We start from the raw sequence: 19,573 nt of genomic DNA on the forward strand, positions 1-19,573 counted from the left end.
AGTGGCTGACTACAGGCTATAACCCACTCTTTACTGTATCTGACCCTTTTCAGATACCGGCTTTTCCTACCTTGTTACTGACAGGATGTACGCATGAAGATTAAGACAGGCATCATGGCAATCAGCCTCGCGGCGCTGCTCAGCGGCTGCCAGGGCATGGACAATAACGCGCTGCTGCAGTCGGGCGCCCAGGCTTTTCAGGCCTACACCCTCAATGACGCACAGGTAAAACAGCTCAGCGATCAATCCTGCGCGCAGATGGATAAAGAGAACCAGCTCGCGCCGGCCGACAGCACCTATCAGCAGCGGCTGAACAAGATCGCCGCCGCGCTGGGCGACAACATTAACGGTACGCCAGCCAACTACCGCGTCTACATCACCAAAGACGTTAACGCCTGGGCGATGGCGAACGGCTGCATCCGCGTCTATAGCGGGCTGATGGATATGATGGACGACAACGAAGTCGAAGGCGTGCTGGGACATGAGATGGGACACGTCGCGCTGGGCCATACGCGCAAGGCGATGCAGGTCGCCTTCGGCACTACGGCGGCGCGCACCGCGGCCTCTTCGGTGGGCGGCGTTATCGGCTCGCTGTCGCAGTCGCAGCTGGGCGATCTGGGCGTGCAGCTGGTCAACGCGCAGTTCTCGCAAACCCAGGAGTCGCAGGCGGATGACTACTCTTACGAGCTACTGAAGAAACGCGGCATTAATCCGCTGGGGCTGGCGACCAGCTTTGAAAAGCTGGCGAAAATGCAGCAGGGCCAGCAAAGCTCCCTGTTTGATTCACATCCCGACTCTGCGGCGCGTGCGCAGCATATTCGCGATCGCATCGCGGCAGACGCCGGAAAATAAGCGGACGTGCGTCGCCCTGTGGCGGCGCACGCAATCTGTTATCGCCTGAAAAGCTGATCTACCATCGATCCCAGATCGAGTTGCTTGTCGTGCAGGGATTGATCGTCCATCTGTCCCTGCGGCGACATGCGGTCAATCAGGTGCGGCAAAAGCTCCGCCAGTTTGCCGGAGGCGCCGTTCACATCGGTCCCCAGCTTCTGCGCCAGCGACTGCAGCGCCTCTTCGCCAAAGGCCGAGCGCAGTTCGCCGCCGCTCACCGACCGGTTGCTGCCTGTGCCGATCCAGGAGCTTAAAATCTCGCCCAGCCCGCCCTGCTGGAACTTATGCAGCAGCACTTCAATACCGCCCTGCTCCTGCACCCAGTTCCACACCGCTTCCAGCTCGCCTAACGTATTGCGTCCGTTGCCGTTGCCTAAAGCACCGACTAATTCATCAAGCAGGCCCATATTGCTCTCCGTTAAGGTTAAAACCGGGCGCGGCATACGCCCGGCTTGAAAAGTTACTTGCCTTTGTTCGCCGCCTGAACGTGCAGCATATCAAGCGCCAGCGTCGCCGCGGCCAGCGAGGTGAGATCGGCGTGATCGTAACCCGGCGCTACCTCTACCAGATCCATACCGACAATGTTCAGCCCCTGCAGGCCACGCACCAGTTTGGTGGCCTTGTCGGTAGTCAGGCCGCCGATAACCGGCGTGCCGGTACCGGGCGCGTGCGCCGGGTCCAGGCAGTCGATATCGAAGGTCAGATAGACAGGCAGATCGCCGACGGTGCGCTTCACTTCCGCCAGGATATCGTCGACGCTGCGATCGTTGACCTGCGCTGCATCCAGCACGTTAAAGCCCAGGCTCTTGTCGAACTCGGTGCGGATGCCGATCTGCACTGAGTGCTGCGGATCGATCAGCCCCTCTTTCGGCGCGGTAAAGAACATGGTGCCGTGATCGAACGTCGGGCCGTTGGAGTAAGTATCGGTATGGGCGTCAAAATGCACCAGCGCCAGCTTGCCGAAATGCTTCGCATGGGCGCGCAGCAGCGGCAGCGTAACGTAGTGGTCGCCGCCAAAGGTCATCATGCGCTTGCCGTTCGCCAGCAGTTTTTCCGCATGCGCCTGCAGCTTGTCGGAAAGATCCTGCGAATCGCCAAAGGCGTAGACCAGATCGCCGCAGTCCACGACGTTCAGGCGCTGACGCAGGTCGAAATCCCACGGCCAGCGACACCCTTCCCAGGCGAGGTTGGTGGAGATCTGACGGATCGCGCCCGGGCCCAGGCGGCTGCCCGGACGGCCAGAGGTGGCGGCGTCGAAAGGCACGCCGGTGATCACCCACTCGGCGTCGCTGTCGTAAGGCTGGAAGTTCACAGGAAAACGCATGAAGCCGAAGGCGTTTGAGACCAGCGAATTGTCATACTGATTGCCCAGGGTGTTATACATAAATCATCCTCACTGCCGCGTGGCGTTAAGTTACAGGTGATAAAAGGCTTGATAAAAAAAATCCCCTCCGCGTCGTTAAACCCGACGAGGAAGGGATTTTGCGTTGCCGCATTTTACGCAATTATTGCGGAGTTCGGCGCGCGCTGCAATCCGCGACGCGCCTGAATAAAAAAGTATTGGGAGGCCATTACCGCTCCCGCAGCGCCTCTTTGGCGCGGTTAAACGGCTTGACCAGATAATCCATGACCGTTTTCTCGCCGGTTTTAATATCCACCGTAGAGACCATGCCGGGGCTGATAGCAAAGCGGCGTCCAGCTTTGTTCTGCACGTAATCCGTTTCGGTGCGGATAAAGACGCGGTAGTAGTAGATCTCTGGCTTGACCTCATCCTGAATGGTATCGGGCGAGATGCTCTCCACCACGCCATGCAGCCCGCCGTAAATAGCGTAATCATAGGCGGAGATCTTCACCAGCGCCTTCTGGCCCGGATGGATAAAGGCGATATCGCGCGGCGAGAGGCGCGCTTCAATCAGCAGACGATCGTCCATCGGCACGATATTCATCAGCTCGCCGTTGGGCGGGATCACCCCGCCAACGGTAGTGACCTTGATGTTTTTCACGATGCCGCGCATCGGCGAACGCAGCGTCAGGCGGGTGACGGTATCTTCGCGTCCCTTCACCGTTTGCGCCAGGCTGTCCGCTTCCGCCGACGCCTTCGCCAGATCCTCACGCGCCTGCACGTAATACTGCGAACGCATATCGGTGAGCTTTAGCTCCAGATCGGACTTGTCGCGCTGTAGCCGCAGCACCTCGACGCTGCTGGCGGCGCCGGTTTTCGCCAGCCGCTGGGTAATCGCCAGTTCGCGGTTGGCCAGTCCAAGCGACTCCTGAATCTGCGCCGTCGAGTCTTTTAGCTGCGCGCGGCGGGTATTGTAGAGCCGCGTTTCAGAGGCGATAAGGTCGGGGAAGGCCTTCAGCTCTGCCGGAAAGCGCAAGGGCTGGTCGTTCACCTCGGCGTAGAGCCGCGCGCTGGCCGCCAGCGCGGCCCGGTAGCGCGCCGCGCTCTCGCCGACGCTGGAGACGGATCGCGTCGGATCGAGCTTCGCCACGATCTGCCCCGCCTCGACCCGATCCCCTTCGTGAACGTTAAGCTCGGCGAGGATCCCGCCCTCCAGCGAGCTGAGCACCTGATCGCGTGAGCTGGGGATCACTTTGCCGGTGCCGGTCGACACCTCATCCAGCACGCCGAACCACGCCCAGATCAGCCCGGCCAGCAGCAGAAAGAAGCTGATGACAATCAGGCGCACCGCGCCGGTATAGTAGCTTTCCGAGCGCAGATCGCCGTTGATATCGTCTGACGTTTCCGCTTCGGGCGCGACCAGCCGCAGTTTTGTCGATAGCTCGCTCATGCCTTATCCTCCGGCCGGTTAAGCGACGGCCGCGCCGGTGGCAGTGCGCTCTCTTTCGGGCTGTCCATTACCAGCTGCCCCTCTTTTAATACCAGCACGCGATCCACCAGCGCGAGGATGGCGGCGCGGTGGGTCGCCACAATCAGCGTGCGGCCATTCAGCCACTGCCCAAGCCGTTCGATAAACTCTTTTTCGGTGTGATCGTCCAGCGAGGCGGTCGGCTCATCCAGCAGCACAATATTGGGATCGCGCAGCAGCATGCGCGCCAGCAGCACTGACTGCCGCTGTCCGCCGGACAGCCCGACGCCACCCTCCATCACCGGATGATCCAGGCCGAGCGGCAGGCGACGAATAAAGTCCGCGCCGCCGCTCACCGTCAGCGCGGCGAAGATCGCCTCGTCGCTGGCGTGCGCCGCGCCCATCGTCAGGTTTTCGCGCAGCGTGCCGTGAAACAGCCGCGCATTCTGCGTCATCAGGCCGACATTGCGCCGTACGTCGGCAAGATCGATATGCGGCAGGCTCAGGTTATCGAGCCGCAGCTCGCCGCCCACCAAATCCATGCCGCCGATCATCGCCTGCAGCAGCGTCGATTTTCCCGATCCGTTGCGGCCCAGCACCGCGACGCGTTCGCCAGGCTTGATCGTCAGGCTCTTGATGCGCAGCGCAATAGTGGCGGAGTCGCTGTAGTAGCGAAACATCGCCTCGCTGAACTGGTAGTGGCCGAACAGTACCGGACAGTGGATGCGCGTTTCATCTTTGCTGTTCTCTACCGGCAGCGCCATCAGCGCGTCCAGGCTGCTTTTCGCCGCTTTGACCTGCTGCCAGCGCGCCAGCACGCCGCACAGGGTGCCCATCGGGGCGATCATGCGCGACGAGAGCAGCGACGCCGCCACAATCGCGCCGGTGGTGATATCGCCATTAATTACCATCGGCGCGCCGATAACGATCACGCTGGCGTAGACCAGCCCCTGCACCGTAACGCCCCAGCTAATCAGCGAGTGCATCACTTTACGCATCTCAACGCCGGACTGCGCGGTAATGCGGATATAGCTGTTCCACTGCTGCAGAAAACGATCCTCCGCCTGCATCAGCTTAATATCCTCCAGCCCCTGCACGCTCTCCACCAGCACCGCGTTGCGCAGCGTCGACTCTTTCAGCGACTGATGCGCCAGCCTGGCCAGCGTTTTCTGCTGCAGCAGACCGGGCAGGATCATCAGGATCACCGCCACCGGCGCGATCCACGCCAGCTGCGGCGCAATAATCGCCATCACCAGCATAAACAGCAGGAAAAAGGGCATATCGACGATGGAGCTGACCGTGGTCGAGGTCACCATTTCGCGGATCGCCTCCAGCTCGCGCAGCTGCGAGATAAAGGTGCCGGTAGAGCGCGGGATAGCGCTGTTGCGCAGGCGCAGCGCATGGCCAAACACCCGATCGGAGACGCGCATATCGGCGCGCTTGCCCAGCAGATCGGTGACGTGATCGCGCCCGACGCGCAGAATATAGGTGAAGATCACCGAGATAATTACCCCGCCGTAGAGCACGTAGAGGGTCGGATAGGATTGTGCCGGGATAACCCGGTCATAAACCTGCATCGAGAAGATGATGCCCACCAGTGCCAGCAGGTTGATCAGAAAAGATCCCAGCATGACGTAGCCGTAGGGGCGCAGATCGCGCAGCACCAGGCGACGCAGCCAGTCGGGCTTGATGGTTTCCAGATAGCGGTCAACGCGGCTGTCTTTTGCGGCGGTGAGCGGACGAAAGGCGGCGGCGAAGCGAATATCGGGCAGCAGCGCGCCCAGCGACAGCGGCGTCGGCTGCTCATCGCCGCTGAAGTGCACCCGCACCTCATCTTCACCGTCGAAACTGGTAATCACCCCGACCTGCCCGTCCGCCAGCTCGACCGCCAGCGGCAGCCGCCAGTGGTTAATTTCCCATTTATTATCCTGATAAAGCTGCAGCGACATGCCCGCCTGGCGCGCCAGATGGCGCAGCGCTTTGTCGCGTGTCTGTTTGCCCTGCCACTCGCTGGCGGCAAGGATCATGCCCGGCGAGCAGGGCAAGCGATAGTGGCCGGCGATCAGGATAATAGCTGTCGCCCAGCCCTGTAACGGCACCCCGCCTTCGGCCCCGTCGGGCTTTCCGGCGGGCGACTCTGGAAGCTGCATTTGCGTCATGGCTGGATCTCCACGGACTGGATCCGCTGATTATTCAGGGCAAACGCCGACCGCATATGGCCGGTGCTGTAAAGGCAGTCGAGCTGCAGCGAGCGTAACTGGCTGATGGTTTGCTGCAGCGTGAAGCGGGTCTGGAATACTTCCTGCTCGGCATTGAGCACGTCGAGCAGCGGACGGGTGCCGAGCTGCAGATATTGATCCTGATAGAGCGACTGGGTTTTCTCGCCGAGCCGCTGCTGCCGCGCCTGAATCGCCAGGCTGAGCGCCAGGCTTTGCGACTGACTCTGCGATTCGCTCAGCTGCTGGCGCGCCTTCAGCCGCGCCGAATTCACCGCGGCGTTGGCGGCGTTCAGCGCGTTGGCGGCGGCATTGCGGCTGGCGGTCATGCCGCCGCCCTGATAGAGCGGCATCTCGACCTTGACCCAGGTTGAATATTGCGTGCGATCCAGCGTCTCGCTGTTGGCGTAGTGATTGTTAAGGTAGTGCGTCACCTGCGGCTCCAGCGAGATGGTAGGCAGCATTTGCGCGTTGGCGTTGTCCAGCTTCGCCTGCGCCTCGTTGGCCTGCGCCCAGGCGGCGAGCACCGCCGGGTTGGTCCGGTCATCCGCCTTCGCGACATCGCAGGAGCGCGTCAGGCTGGCGGGAAAGTCGTCGCTGACTTTTTTCACCAGCGGCCAGCCCAGATAGGTCGCCAGCGTGGCGCGCCAGCGGTCAAGGTTCGCCTGGTACTGTGTCAGCAGGGTGCGCGCGCCTTCAATGCGGGCGTCGGTTTGCGTCGCGTCGGAGAGCGAGGCGGCGCCTTCATCGTTGCGCTGGCGGGCGAGATCGCCGATTTTCATCAGCGCCGTCAGCTGCTCCTGCGCAATCTTCACCAGCTGCTGATAACCCTGCACCTGAATCAGCGCCGCGGCGGTATCGTGCGCCACGGTATCGATGCTGAGCAGCACGTTGGCCTGCTGCTGGGCGACGCCCGCCTCGGCGGAGCGCACCGAGCTGCTGACCTTGCCGAAATCGTAGAGCATCTGCGAAACCGACAGCACGAACGAGGGGCTGAACCCCTTCTCGCTGTAGCTGTTGCTGTAGCCGTTATTCATACCGGCGCTGACCTGCGGATAATATTTGGCTTTCGCCACGTCGACCTGATCGGCCTGTTCGAGCAGTTTTCCCACCGCTTCGGCGATATCGGGATGCCACTGGATCGCCCGCTGCACCGCCTGATTGATCGTCAGGGTGTCAGGGACGTGCGCCAGCGCGGGTTCGGCGCTCTCGCCGGTTAATGAAGGGAGATCCTGCTGTTTCGCCAGGCCGGTTGCGGTGATCTGGCTGGCCATCTGCGCGACGTCGCTGCCGGCCGCCAGAGGGGAAGTTGTAAAAAAAGCGATGCCAGCACAGAGAACGCTGAGTTTAAAAGAACGGCGATATATTGCGCTTGATTGCATCCGATCCATCGTTTTCCACTCATCAGTTAGAGAAAGGGGCGCATCCCTGCGCCCGATAATGCTTCCCTGCCAGACATCACGGCGATCAGACCGTGTGAACCTGGTGCGGCTGTTGCAGTAGCTCCTCCAGTGAAACGTTAACCCCCTCCAGCGTGACCAGCTGCGTACTGCTGTAGGCGGTGCCGGTGCCGTCGCGGTCAATCGACAGGACGGTATTGCCATCCGCGGTATGGTCCACCTTCACGAAATCGTTGACGTTGCTGGTGCTGTCGTTCCAGCCGACGAGCAGACTGCTGACGTCAATCTTGTCGCCGTCGGCGACAGAGAAATCGGTCCAGGTGTCATGCCCGTTGCCGCCGACGGCATCCGCGCTGTTTAGCAGGTGATACACCAGGGTATCGGCGCCCGCTCCGCTCGTGATGGTGTCGTCATAGGCGCTGCTGGTCAGCGCATCCGCCCCTGCGGTTCCGGTAATGGTCGGATGCAGATCGATGGTGAAGCTGTTGGTGGTAATGGTGCCGTCGGCTGCCGCCAGGCTATAGCTGAACACCTCTTTATGGGCGATCTCCTGCGCATTGACGGCGCTGTTAAGCGCGTAGGTGTAGTGACCGTCGGCGGTGATGCTCAGGGTGCCGTAGTCCCCCGCCACCAGCGTAACGCCGCTGCTGCTGACGGCAGTGGTCAGGCCCGCCTCGTTGGTGATGCTCAGCGCGCCGGTATGGGTTGCTGTGCTGTCGCCGTAGATGCTGCCGCTCGCCGTGGTGCCGTCATCAACGCTGGTTTCCGCAAACAGGCTGTTTACGGAAAGCAGCGTGACTGCCGGGCCGTTGTGCAGATCGACCGTCAGGGTGGCCGAGGTTACCGCGCCGCTGGCGTCGCGCACCGAATAGCTGAACACATCTGTCGCTGGCACCGTATCAGCATCCAGGCCCGCCTTCAGCGCGTAGGTGTAGTTGCCTTTGGCGTCTATGGTCAGGGTGCCGTAGGTGGCGTTGATAACCGTATTGCCCGTGGCTGAGATGGCGCTGCCGGAAACGGCAGTCACCTGCGTGCCCGTCGGTATCGTACCGGCCACCGAACTGGTGTCGTTCGTCAGCAGGTTGCCCGTCACGGTGGCCGCCACCGTCACCGCCAGCGTGGTGATATCGGAGGTGGTGGTGACGGTCGTGGAAGGCAGGACGCCCACGCCGCTACTGGTGCCCAGCAACACGGCGTAGTTGCCTGTGCCGAGGTTGCTGTAGGTGACGTTGCTGCCGGTCTGCGTCCCCACCGTCAGGAAGGTGGAGATGTAGTTGGCGTTGCTCGATTTCACCACCCAGGTGCCGTTCGCCTGCTGCTGGTAGAGGTAGAGCGTATAGGTAGAGGTCAGCGCCACCAGGCTGGTCGCCGAAGCGTGCAGCGTTACCGTACGGGTATCGCCGGTTCCCACGCTGAACTGATAGGCGTTCGCGCTTTGCAGGACATCGAGCGTTACCGCGCCGCCCAGATTGACGTTCAGCAGCGAAACACCGGTATGGCTGCTGTTGGTGTTGGTGATGGTGCCCGTCTGGGTGGCGTAATCCACGGTGCTCACATCATTGGCTGCTACCACGCGGATCGCCCCCAGTACCGTCGCGATCGGCGAAACGTTGCCTGCGCTGTCAGCCTGGGTCACCGACAGCGTCGCGCCGGTGGTCTGCGCAGTCGTCAGCGCCACCGAGAAGCTGCCGTTGGCCGCCACGGTACCGCTGCCGATGGCGTTGCCGCCCGCGTCGCGTACGGTAACCGTCGCGCCCGCTTCGCCGCTGCCGGTCAGGGTGGTACCCGCCGTATTAATGGCCAGCCCGGAGACCGCCGTCGGTGCCACGCTGTCCACTACCACGTTTGCCGCAGTGGTGGTGCTGACGTTGCCCGCCGTATCCGTCACCGTCACGCTCAGCGGATGGGCGCCCTGCGACAGCGTGGCGGTGGTAAAGCTCCAGGCGCCACCGCTGCCCGCAACTACGCTGCCCAGCAGCGCCGTACCGTCGTAAATGGTGACAACCGCGCCCGCTTCCGCCGTACCGCTCAGTACCGGCGTGGTATCGCGCGTTGCCCCACCGCTCGGTACCGTCACGTTCGGCGTAACCGAGTCGTTAGTGATCACCAGGGTGCTGGCCGCCGGAGCCGTGGTATCGATGGTCAGGGTGGTATTCACGCCCGGACTGACGTTGCCCGCCGCATCGGTCGCGGTGACGGTCAGGGTGTGCGCGCCGCTGGCCAGCACCGGCGTAATCAGACTCCACTGCCCGTTGCTGCCCACCGTCGTACTGCCCAGCAGCGTAGCGCCGTCATAGACAGTGATACGCGCGCCGACCTCGCCGCTGCCGCTCAGCAGCGGCGTGTTGTCGTTGGTGACGCCGCCGTTCGGGATGGTTACCGGCGTACTGCCGTTGTTATTGCTTACCGCCAGCGCCGTGACCGCCGCTGGTGCCGTGGTATCGACCACGATGGTCGACGAGGTAGAACCGCTGACGTTGCCGGCCGGGTCGGTGACCGTCACGCTCAGCGGATGCGAGCCTTGCTGTAGCGCGCTGGTGGTAAAGCTCCAGGCACCGCTCGCGCCCGCCGTTACCGTCCCCAGCAGCGTCGTGCCGTCAAAGATAGTGACGCGACTGCCCGCCTCCGCCGTCCCGCTCAGGGTCGGCGTATTGTCGTTCGTCGAGCCGCCGTTCGCCACCGCTGTGCCGGTAACGTCGTTAACGATCTGTAGCGTCGAGGCCGCTGGTGCCACCGTATCCACGGTAATAGAAACCGTGGGCGACGCGGCGCTGGTATTGCCCACCGCGTCACGCACCGTCACGCTCAGCGGATGCACGCCGTTGCTCAGGGCGCTGGTGGTAAAGCTCCATGCGCCGTTCGCGCCCGCCGTGGTGGAGCCGAGTGCCGTGGTGCCGTCAAAGATAACAACGGTCGCGCCCGCCTCCGCCGTACCGCTCAGGGTTGGCGTATTGTCGTCCGTGGCCGCGCCGTTCGTCAGGTTGCCCTGAATCGTCCCGACGTTATCGCTGACCGTCAGATCGGTCACCGCCGCGGGCGCCGTGGTATCGACGGTCAGCGTCAGCGTGGTCGGCGAGCTGCTGTTGCCCACCGCATCGGTGGCGGTGACGCTCAGGGTATGCGCCCCGTCCGCCAGCGTCGGCGTGACGAAACTCCACTGTCCGTTGCTGCCCGCCGTCGTGCTGCCCAGCACCGTCGTGCCGTCAGTAATGGTGATGCGGCTGCCCGCCTCGGCGCTACCGGTCAGCGCAGGCGTGTTGTCGTTGGTGCTGCCGTTGCTGGCGATCGGCACCGGCGTGGTGCCGTTGTTGTTGCTCGCCGTCAGGGTAACAGCGGCGGGCGGCGTGGTGTCCACGGTAATGCTGGCCGTGGTGGCACCGCTGACGTTGCCCGCCAGGTCCGTTACCGTGACGCGCAGCGCATGCACGCCCTCAGCGAGCACCGGCGTGGTAAAGCTCCAGCCGCCATCAGCGCCGACGGTAGTCGAGCCGAGCGGCGCAGCGCCGTCATAGAGAGTAACAGTACTGCCGGCTTCCGCCGTTCCGCTCAGCACCGGCGTGTTGTCATTGGTCGATCCGCCATTCGGCACCGTCACGCTGGCGGCGTCGTTGGTGATAGCCAGCGTCGAGGCGGCTGGCGCGACGGTATCCACCGTCAGGGTAAACGGCGTCGCGGCGCTGGTGTTGCCAGCGGCATCGGTCACCGTCACGTTCAGCGTATGCGCGCCGTTGCTCAGCGTGCCGGTGGTAAAGCTCCATGCGCCGTTCGCGCCCGCCGTTACCGTACCGAGCAGCGTCGCGCCGTCGTAGACGGTCACAATATTGCCCGCGCCGGTAGTGCCGCTAAGGGTTGGCGTGCTGTCGTCGGTTACGCCGCCGTTAGTCAGACTGCCCTGCGTCGCGCCGACGTTATCGGTAACCGTCAGGTCAGCGACGGGCGCCGGTGCGGCGGTCGCCACCGTCATCGTCAGCAACGCAGCCTCGCTGACGTTGCCCGCCGCATCGGTTGCGGTCACGCTCAGCGTATGCGGCCCGTCGGCCAGCGTCGGCGTGGTGAAGCTCCACTGGCCGTTGCTGCCCGCCGTTACGCTGCCCAGCAGCGTGGTGCCGTCGGTGATGGTAATGCGGCTGCCCGCCTCTGCCGTACCTGTCAGCACTGGCGTGCTGTCGTTGGTGATGCCATTACTGGCGATCGGCGTGATGGTCGAGCCGTTGTTATTGCTGGCGGTCAGCGTCACGGCGGCAGGCGGCGTGGTATCCACTATCACCGTGGTGGTGCCGGAAAGCACGCTGACGTTGCCCGCCGCATCCGTGACGCGGGCGCTCAGCGTATGCGTACCCTGCGCGAGCGCGCGGGAGACAAAGCGCCAGCTGCCGCCTGCGTTTGCGGTGACAGAGCCGAGCGCCGTCGTACCGTCGTAGACGGTCACCAGGCTGCCCGCTTCGGCGGTGCCGCTGAGTACCGGTGTGTCATCGTTAGTCAGGCCGCCGTTCGGCACGACCCCACTGGTGGCGTCGTTGGTGAGCACCATATTTGCCGTCGTCGCAGGCGCAACGGTATCCACGGTAAAGGCGATCGCATCAGAACGGCCGCTCAGGTTACCGGCGACATCCGTCACCGTGACGCTCAGCGCGTGCGCCCCGTTAGTCAGCAGCGGCGCGGTGAAGCTCCATACGCCGTCGCCGCCCGCCGTGGTGGAGCCGATAACGGTATCGCCATCGTAAACGGTGACCAGCGCGTTAGCTTCGGTGGTTCCGCTCAGCTGCGGCGTGTTGTCGTTGGTAGCGGTGCCGTCAGGGATGTTAACCGCTGTTGTGCCGTTATTGTTGCTCAGCAGCAGATCGGTGGCCGTGGTCGGGACGGTGGTATCGACGGTAATGGTAACGGGCGGAACGGCTGCGCCCGGATTACCTTCTGCGTCCACAGAGGTGACAGAGAACCTATGCGCCCCTTCCGTCAGCGGCGCTGGCGTAAAGCTCCATATGCCGCCCGCGCCAACGGTAACGCTGCCCAACGTGGAGGCACCATCCAGAATGGTGATCACGTCGCCCGCCGTCGCCGTACCGCTAAGTACCGGCGTGGTGTCACCCGTTGACGCGCCGTCCGCCAGAGTAACCAGCGTGCTGCCGCTGTCGTCGGTAATTTGCAGCGTGCTGGTGGTCGGCGGCAGGCCATTCTCTATGGTGATGACGAAAGGCGCCGACGCCGCGCTGACGTTGCCCGCTACGTCGGTCTGGGTCACCGTAAAGCTGTGCGACCCGTTGCTCAGCGCCGCCGCCGTAAAGCTCCAGCCACCGTTCGCAGCCGTCGTAACCGTACCCAGCAGCGTCGTACCGTCATAGAGGGTAACGGTGCTGCCTGGCTCCGCGGTTCCGCTCAGGGTCGGGGTGTTGTCGTCGGTGGTAGCACCGTTGGCCAGCGGGCCGGTAGTCGCGCCCGCATCGTCACTTACCGCCAGATCGGCGATTGCCGCCGGAGGCGTCAGATCGACGTTAATCGTGTAAGGCTGCGCCTCAGCGCTGGTATTGTTCGCCGCATCGGTGACCGATACGGTAAAGGCGTACTGACCGTCAGTGAGCGCGCCGGTTTCAAAACGCCAGACGCCGCTTTCGTTCACCGTGGCGCTGCCGATCAGATCGCTGCCCTGATAGATATTGACCGTGGTGCCCGCCTCGGCGGTGCCGCGCAGCACTGGCGTGGCGTCGTTGGTATAGCCGCCATTGGCAATTAACAGCGGCGTGGCGCCGTCAGTATCGTAAATATCGAAAGTGGCAACCGGCTGCGGCGCAACGGTGTCCACCGTCAGGGTGGCTGAAGAGGTGGCGCTGATATTGCCCGCTGCATCGGTCACCGTGACGTTCAGCGTATGGGTGGCGTCGGAGAGCGCAGCAGCGGGGGTGAGGCTCCATGCGCCCGCGCCGTCCGCCAGCACCGATCCAATCGGTGAAGTGCCGTCATAGACAGTGACAAGGCTGTTCGCTTCCGCCGTACCGCTGATGGCGGGCGTGCTGTCGTTGGTCACGCCGCCGTCGGCAATAATCGTGCCGCCATCGTTACGCAGCGTCAGCGCGCCAGCCGGTTCCGGCGGCGTCACGTCAACCACTACGTTAAAGGTTGCAGAACGCGCGCTGACGTTGCCGATCTCATCGGTGACCGTCGCGCTCAGCGCGTGGGTGCCCTCCGCCAGCGTCGGCGAGCTAAAGCTCCACGCGCCGTCGCCGCCTGCCGTCGTCGACCCGATAATCACATCGCCGTCATAAAGAGTAACCAGGCTGTTGGCTTCCGCCGTACCCGTCAGCAGCGGCGTGTTATCGCTGGTGGTGGCGCCCTGCGTCAGCACAACATTTTCCGCGCCGTTGTCATTGCTGACCGTCAGCGCAGTCGCTGCCGGTGCCAGCGTATCGACCGTAAAGCCGATCGCCGCCGAAGGCAGGCTGGTATTGCCCGCCGCATCGGTAAGGGTCACGGTCAGGCTATGAGCGGCGTCGCTCAGCGTCGGCACCGGGAAGCTCCACAGCCCGCTGGCGCCCACCGTGGTGGTGCCCAGCACTGTGGTGCCGTCATAAACAGTGACGATAGTGTCCGCCTCTCCGCTGCCGCTCATCAGCGGCGTGCTGTCGCTGGTAGTGCCGCCGTCGGCGATCGCCACTGCGGTTGCGCCGTTATCGCTGCTGAGCGCGATATTCGCCGCCGTCGCTGGCGCGGTGGCGTCAACCACCACGCTGATAGCGGCGGAGGCGCCGACGTTGCCCGCCGCATCGACAGGCGTGACGGTAAAGGAGTGGGTACCGTCGGCAAGCACAGGCGAAATCAGGCTCCAGCTGCCGTCGGCGTTGACCGCGACGCTGCCCAGCAGCGCTGCGCCCTCATAGACGGCGACCGTACCACCCGCCTCCGCAAAGCCGCTCAGCACCGGGGTGTTGTCGCTGGTAAGACCGCCGTCCGGTATCGCCACCGCCACCGCGCCGCTGTCGTTGCTCAGCGCCAGGCTGGTGACCGCCGCAGGCGGCTGGGTATCGACGTTTACCGCGATTGCGTCGCTTGCCGGGCCGACGTTGCCCGCCGCATCCGTCACGACAGCGCTCAGGCTATGCGCGCCGTCGTTAAGTGTCGGCGTGGTAAAGCTCCAGTTGCCGTTGCCATCCACGCTGGTGGTGCCGAGCACCACCGTACCGTCCAGCACAGTAACCACCGTGCCCGCCTCTGCTGTGCCACTCAGCACCGGCGTGTTGTCATTGCTCAGTCCGCCATCTGGAATAGCTGTGCCGCTCGCGTCGTTGGTCAGCGTCAGCCCGGCCGCGGCCACAGGCGCGACGGTATCGACAGTAAAGCTAACCGGCGTGGTAGTGCCGCTGCTGTTGCCCGCCGCATCCGTCACGCTGACGCTCAGGCTGTGCAGCCCGTCCGCCAGCGTCGGCGTGCTCAGGTTCCAGCTGCCGTCTGGCCCTGCGGTGACCGAGCCGATCGCTGCGGCGCCGTCATAGAGGGTGACGATGCTGCCCGCTTCAGCCGTACCGGTAAGCTCCGGCGTGGCGTCGTTGGTTGTGCTGCCGTCAGCAATCGGCGTCAGCGTCTGGCCGGTGTTGTTGTTGATCAGCACGTTGCCAGCCAGCGCTGGCGCGGTGGTATCGACGCTAAAGCCAAAGGCGGTTGACGCCGGGCCAAGGTTGCCCGCCGCATCGGTAACGGCAGCGATCAGGCTGTGCGCGCCTTCGGCCAGCGTGGGGGACGTAAAGCTCCAGCTACCGTCAGTGCCGACGGTCGCCGTACCGAGTACGGTAGCGCCATCAGAAATGGTCACCGTACCGCCCGGCTCCGCTGTGCCGCTCAGTACCGGCGTGGCGTCATTGGTCGAGCCGCCCGCCGCGATCGCCGTGTCGCTGGCGTCACTGGTGAGCGCCAGATCGGTCGCCGCCGCTGGCGCAGAGGTGTCGATGGTAAAGCCGATCGCCCCAGACGGTGCGCTGCTGTTGCCAGCGGCGTTAGTCACCACCACGCTCAGGCTGTGCGCGCCTTCGCTAAGGGTCGGGGCGGTAAAGCTCCAGTTGCCGTTGCCGTCGGCCGACGTGCTGCCCAGTACGGTCGCCCCATCAGAAACGGTGACGGTGGTGCCAGCCGCGGCGGTGCCGCTCAACACCGGCGTGGTGTCATTGGTCTGGCTGCCCGCCGCAATTGCCGTACCGCTGGCGTCATTGGTGAGCGCCAGGTTCGTCGCTGCCGCTGGTGCCGTCAAATCCACGCTAAAGAGATAGGCCGCCGAGGCCGGGCCGGTATTGCCGGCAGGATCGGTGACGGTAGCGGTCAGGCTGTGCTCGCCCTGCGCCAGCGCTGGGGTCGTGAAGCTCCAGCTGCCGTCGCCTGCCGCGGTTACCGTACCCAGCACAGTGCCACCGTCAGAAACGGTAACGGTGCCGCCCGGTTCCGCGGTGCCGCTCAGTACCGGCGTCGCATCGCTGGTGGTGCCGTCCGCAGGGATCGCCGCGCCGCTCTGATCGTTGCTGAGCGAGAGATCCTGCGCCGCTGTCGGCGGCTGGGTATCTACCGTGAAGCTCAGCGCGTCGGTCGCCGGGCTGACGTTGCCCGCGCCGTCGGTTACGGTCGCCGTCAGGCTGTGCAGGCCGTCAGCCAGCACAGGGGAAGTAAAGCTCCAGCTGCCGTCGGCGTTAGCGGTTAGCGAGCCAAGCACGTTATCGCCATCGGAGACGGTAACCAGGCTGCCCGCGTCGGCGGTGCCGCTCAGCACCGGCGTGTCAGAGTTGGTCAGCCCGCCGGAAACGATAGCCGTACCGTTCTCACTGCTGAGCAGCAGAGCGGCCGCCGCCGCTGGCGGCGTGGTATCAACGGTAACGGCCAGCGCATCAGAGGCCGGACCGACGTTGCCTGCCGCATCGGTGACGGTAGCGCTCAGGCTGTGGCCCCCTTCGCTCAGCGCTGGGACGGTAAAGCTCCAGCTGCCGTCTGTGCCCGCTGTTGCGGAGCCGAGCGCGGTCGCGCCGTCATAAACGGTGACGATGCCGCCCGCCTCTGCGGTTCCGCTCAGCACCGGCGTCGGATCGTTGGTGACGCTGCCGGTAACCGGCACAGGCGTGCCGCTCTGGTCGTTGCTGAGCTGCAGGCCGGTCGCCGCTGTCGGCGCCAGGGTATCAACGGTGACGAGAAGCGGCGCTGTGGCCACGCTGCTGTTGCCCGCCAGATCGGTGGCGGTAGCGGTCAGGCTGTGATCGCCGTCTGCCAGCACTGGCGCGGTATAACTCCAGCTGCCGTCGCTGCCTGCCGTGACGCTGCCCAGCACCGTAGCGCCGTCGGAAACGGTCACGATGCTGCCTGCGTCGGCCGTCCCGCTCAGCGTCGGCGTCGCGTTATTGGTCGCATCGCCAGAAGCAATCGGCGCGCCATCGTTGCTCAGCACCACATCCGCAGGCAAGGAAGGCGGCTGGGTGTCGACGGTGAAGGTCACAGGGGCGGAAGCCGCTCCGGCGTTACCCGCCGCATCGGTGACCAGGGTGGTGAGGCTATGCGCGCCGTCGGAAAGCGTCGGTGTGGTGAAACTCCAGCTGCCGTCCTGGGCAGCGGTTACCGAGCCAAGCACCGTGTCGCCGTCAGACACGGTCACGGTGCTGCCCGGCTCGGCGCTGCCGCTCAGCACAGGCGCGCTGTTGCTGGTCGGCGTGTCGGTAGCGACCGGCGTGCCGCTGGCGTCGGTGAGCGTAACGCCCGTCGCGGCTGCCGGCGCGGTGGTGTCGATAGTCAGGGTCAGCGGCGTGGATGTCACCAGGTTGCCGGTCGCATCGGTATAGCTGGCGAGGAAGGTGTAGGTGCCGTCCGTCTGCGCCGCAGGGGTAAAGGACCACTGGCCGCTGCCATCCGCGGTCACGCTGCCCAGCGCAACATCGCCGCTAAAGAGCGTCACCAGCGCGCCCGCCGTCGCCAGGCCGCTCAGCAGCGGCGTCGCATCTGACGTCGTGGCACCGTCGGCCAGGGTGACCAGCTGGCTGCCGCTGTCATCGGTCGCCTGCAAAGAGAGGGTCGCGGGCGGCAGATCCGCCTGAACATTCAGGTTAAAGGCGGATGTCGCCAGGCTGACGTTGCCCGCCGCGTCGGTAACGGTGACGGTCATACTGTGGTTGCCGTTGCTCAGCGCGGTGGTGGTCAGGCTCCAGTTGCCTGCGCCATCCGCCGTGACGGTGCCGATCAGCACGTCGCCGTCATAGATGCTGACGAGCGCGCCCGCCTCGGCCTGGCCGCTCAGAGTCGGCGTGTTGTCATCGGTGGTGTCGCCAGAGGTCAACGGCCCCTGCGTGCCGCCGACGTCATCGCTTACCACCAGCCCGCTGGCGGCGGCTGGCGGCGTGGTATCAACGGTAAAGGTAAGCGGCGCTGTCGTCGGGCTGACGTTGCCGGCGACATCGGTCACGGTGGTGGTGAAGCTGTGCGCGCCCTCCGCCAGCGCTGGCGAGGTAAAGCGCCAGCTGCCGCTGGCATCCGCTGTCGCTGTGCCCAGCAGATTGCCGCTGTCGGAAATGGTGACGGTGCTGCCCGGCTCGGCCGTACCGCTCAGTACCGGCGAGATATCGCTGGTGGCGCCACCTGCGCCGATCGGCACGCTGGTGCTGCCCGCGTCATCGGTGAGCTGCAGGTTGTCGGCCGCCGCTGGCGCGACAGTATCGACGTTGATGGTCAGCGGCCCAGAGGTGGTTGTGGCCCCGGTCGGACTGACCGCGGTGGCAAAGAAGGCGTGCGAACCGTTCGACAGCGAGAAGAGCCTGAAGTACCAGTGGCCGCTGCTGTTTGCCGTGGTGCTGCCTGCCAGCGTCTGGCCGTCATAGAGCGTGACCACGCTGTTTGCATCAGCGAGGCCGCTCAGTACCGGGCTGTCGTTATTAGTGGTCGCGCCATCTGCCAGCGGCGTGACCGTGCTGCCCGTTTCATTAACCGCCTCAAGCGGCGTGGTAGCGGGCGGCAGGCCGCCCTCGATAGTGAGATCGAAGGGGTCGGAGGCGCTGCTGACGTTACCTGCCGCGTCAGTGACGGTGGTGGTCAGGGTGTGCAGGCCGCTGCTCAGGGTCGGCGTGGTGAAGTTCCAGCTGCCGTCGGTATCGACGGTGGTGTAACCCAGAACGGTCTGGCCGTCATAGATGGTCACCAGCGCGTTTGCTTCACCCTGCCCGCTCAGCGTCGGGGTGCGGTCATCGGTGGTGTCGCCTGAGGCGAGCGTTCCCTGAACGTCACCGTAGTCATCTGTCACCACCAGGCCGCTAACGGCCGCTGGCGCGGTGGTATCGACGGTAAAGGCCAGCGGAGCGGAGGCTGCGCCGGTGTTGCCCGCCGGATCGGTCACCGTGGTGGTCAGGCTGTGGCCGCCCTCGTCCAGCGCTGGCGTAATAAAGCTCCAGCTGCCGTCGGTATTGACCGTGGCGGTGCCCAGCACCGCGTCGCCGTCAGAAACGGTAACGATGCTGCCCGGCTCCGCCGTCCCGCTCAGGGTGGGGCTGGTGCTGCTGGTGGAGCCGCCTGCGGCTACCGGCTGTAGCGTGCCGTCGCGGCTGTCGCTCAGCACCAGATCGGCTGCCGCCGCTGGCGGCGTGCTGTCGACGCTAAAGGTGACCGGCGCGGAGGCGCTGCTGACGTTGCCCGCCGCATCGGTGACGGTCGCGCTCAGGCTGTGGTCGCCTTCGCTCAGTGCGGGCGTCGTGAAGTTCCAGCTGCCGTCCTGGGCAGCGGTTACCGAGCCAAGCACGTTGTCGCCGTCAGAAACGGTGACGATGCCGCCCGGCTCCGCCGTGCCGCTCAGCAGCGGGGTCGTATCGTTAGTCGCGCCCGTGGTAACGGCAACCGGCGTGCCGCTGCTGTCGCTGCTCAGCTGCAAATTGCTGACCGCGTCCGGCGCAACGGTGTCGACGGTGATATTAAGCACAGGCGAGTCGGTAACGGTGCCTGCGCCGTCAGCGGTGGCGGCGCGGAAGGCGTAGCTGCCATCCGTCAGCGCGTCCGGCGTAAAGCTCCACTGCCCGTTGGCGTCAGCGGTGACGGAACCCAGCAGCTGGTCGCCGTTGTAGAGCGTCACCAGCGCACCGGCAGTGGTAACGCCGCTCAGCACCGGCGTCGCGTCGCGCGTACTGGCCCCGTCAGTCAGATCGACCGGCGTGCTGCCGCTGTCGTCAGTCGCCACCAGCGTCAGGGTGGCAGGCGGCTGAACGGTCGCCACAGTCAGGTCGAAAGGCGCCGTCGGTACGCTGACGTTGCCTGCCGCATCGGT

At 64.6% G+C, this 19,573-nt stretch carries 7 protein-coding genes; 1 reads left to right on the forward strand and 6 read right to left on the reverse strand.

The window, feature by feature from the left end; genetic code table 11:
- Positions 1–93 precede the first annotated feature (93 nt).
- Positions 94–852 (forward strand): M48 family metallopeptidase, encoded by a 759-nt coding sequence (locus tag B3797_RS04090; RefSeq protein WP_311783880.1) that lies wholly within the window; start codon positions 94–96, stop codon positions 850–852.
- 38 nt (positions 853–890) lie between these two features.
- On the opposite strand, the gene B3797_RS04095 is transcribed toward B3797_RS04090, so the two are convergent.
- The 6 genes from B3797_RS04095 to B3797_RS04120 form a co-directional block, all read right to left on the reverse strand.
- Complete coding sequence (locus B3797_RS04095; RefSeq protein ID WP_414693028.1) at positions 891–1,334, reverse strand: YidB family protein; 444 nt, start codon at positions 1,332–1,334, stop codon at positions 891–893.
- Between the two features lie 17 nt (positions 1,335–1,351).
- Positions 1,352–2,275, reverse strand: a complete 924-nt coding sequence (gene speB / locus B3797_RS04100; RefSeq protein WP_126690062.1) for an agmatinase — start codon at positions 2,273–2,275, stop codon at positions 1,352–1,354.
- 187 nt (positions 2,276–2,462) lie between these two features.
- A complete protein-coding gene (locus B3797_RS04105; RefSeq protein WP_311790455.1) occupies positions 2,463–3,683 on the reverse strand; it encodes an HlyD family type I secretion periplasmic adaptor subunit in 1,221 nt (406 codons plus the stop codon).
- On the reverse strand, positions 3,680–5,851 hold the full coding sequence (locus B3797_RS04110) for a type I secretion system permease/ATPase (protein ID WP_414693029.1): 2,172 nt from the start codon (positions 5,849–5,851) through the stop codon (positions 3,680–3,682). The genes B3797_RS04105 and B3797_RS04110 overlap by 4 nt, the downstream gene beginning before the upstream one ends.
- A gap of 5 nt (positions 5,852–5,856) precedes the next feature.
- Positions 5,857–7,308: a TolC family outer membrane protein gene (locus tag B3797_RS04115; RefSeq protein ID WP_311790457.1), complete on the reverse strand. Its 1,452-nt coding sequence runs from the start codon at positions 7,306–7,308 to the stop codon at positions 5,857–5,859.
- Between the two features lie 76 nt (positions 7,309–7,384).
- Positions 7,385–19,522, reverse strand: a complete 12,138-nt coding sequence (locus tag B3797_RS04120; RefSeq protein ID WP_311790458.1) for an Ig-like domain-containing protein — start codon at positions 19,520–19,522, stop codon at positions 7,385–7,387.
- Between the last annotated feature and the right edge of the window lie 51 nt (positions 19,523–19,573).

The sequence above is a fragment of the Pantoea sp. UBA5923 genome (assembly GCF_002431095.1).
GTDB lineage: Bacteria > Pseudomonadota > Gammaproteobacteria > Enterobacterales > Enterobacteriaceae > Pantoea > Pantoea piersonii.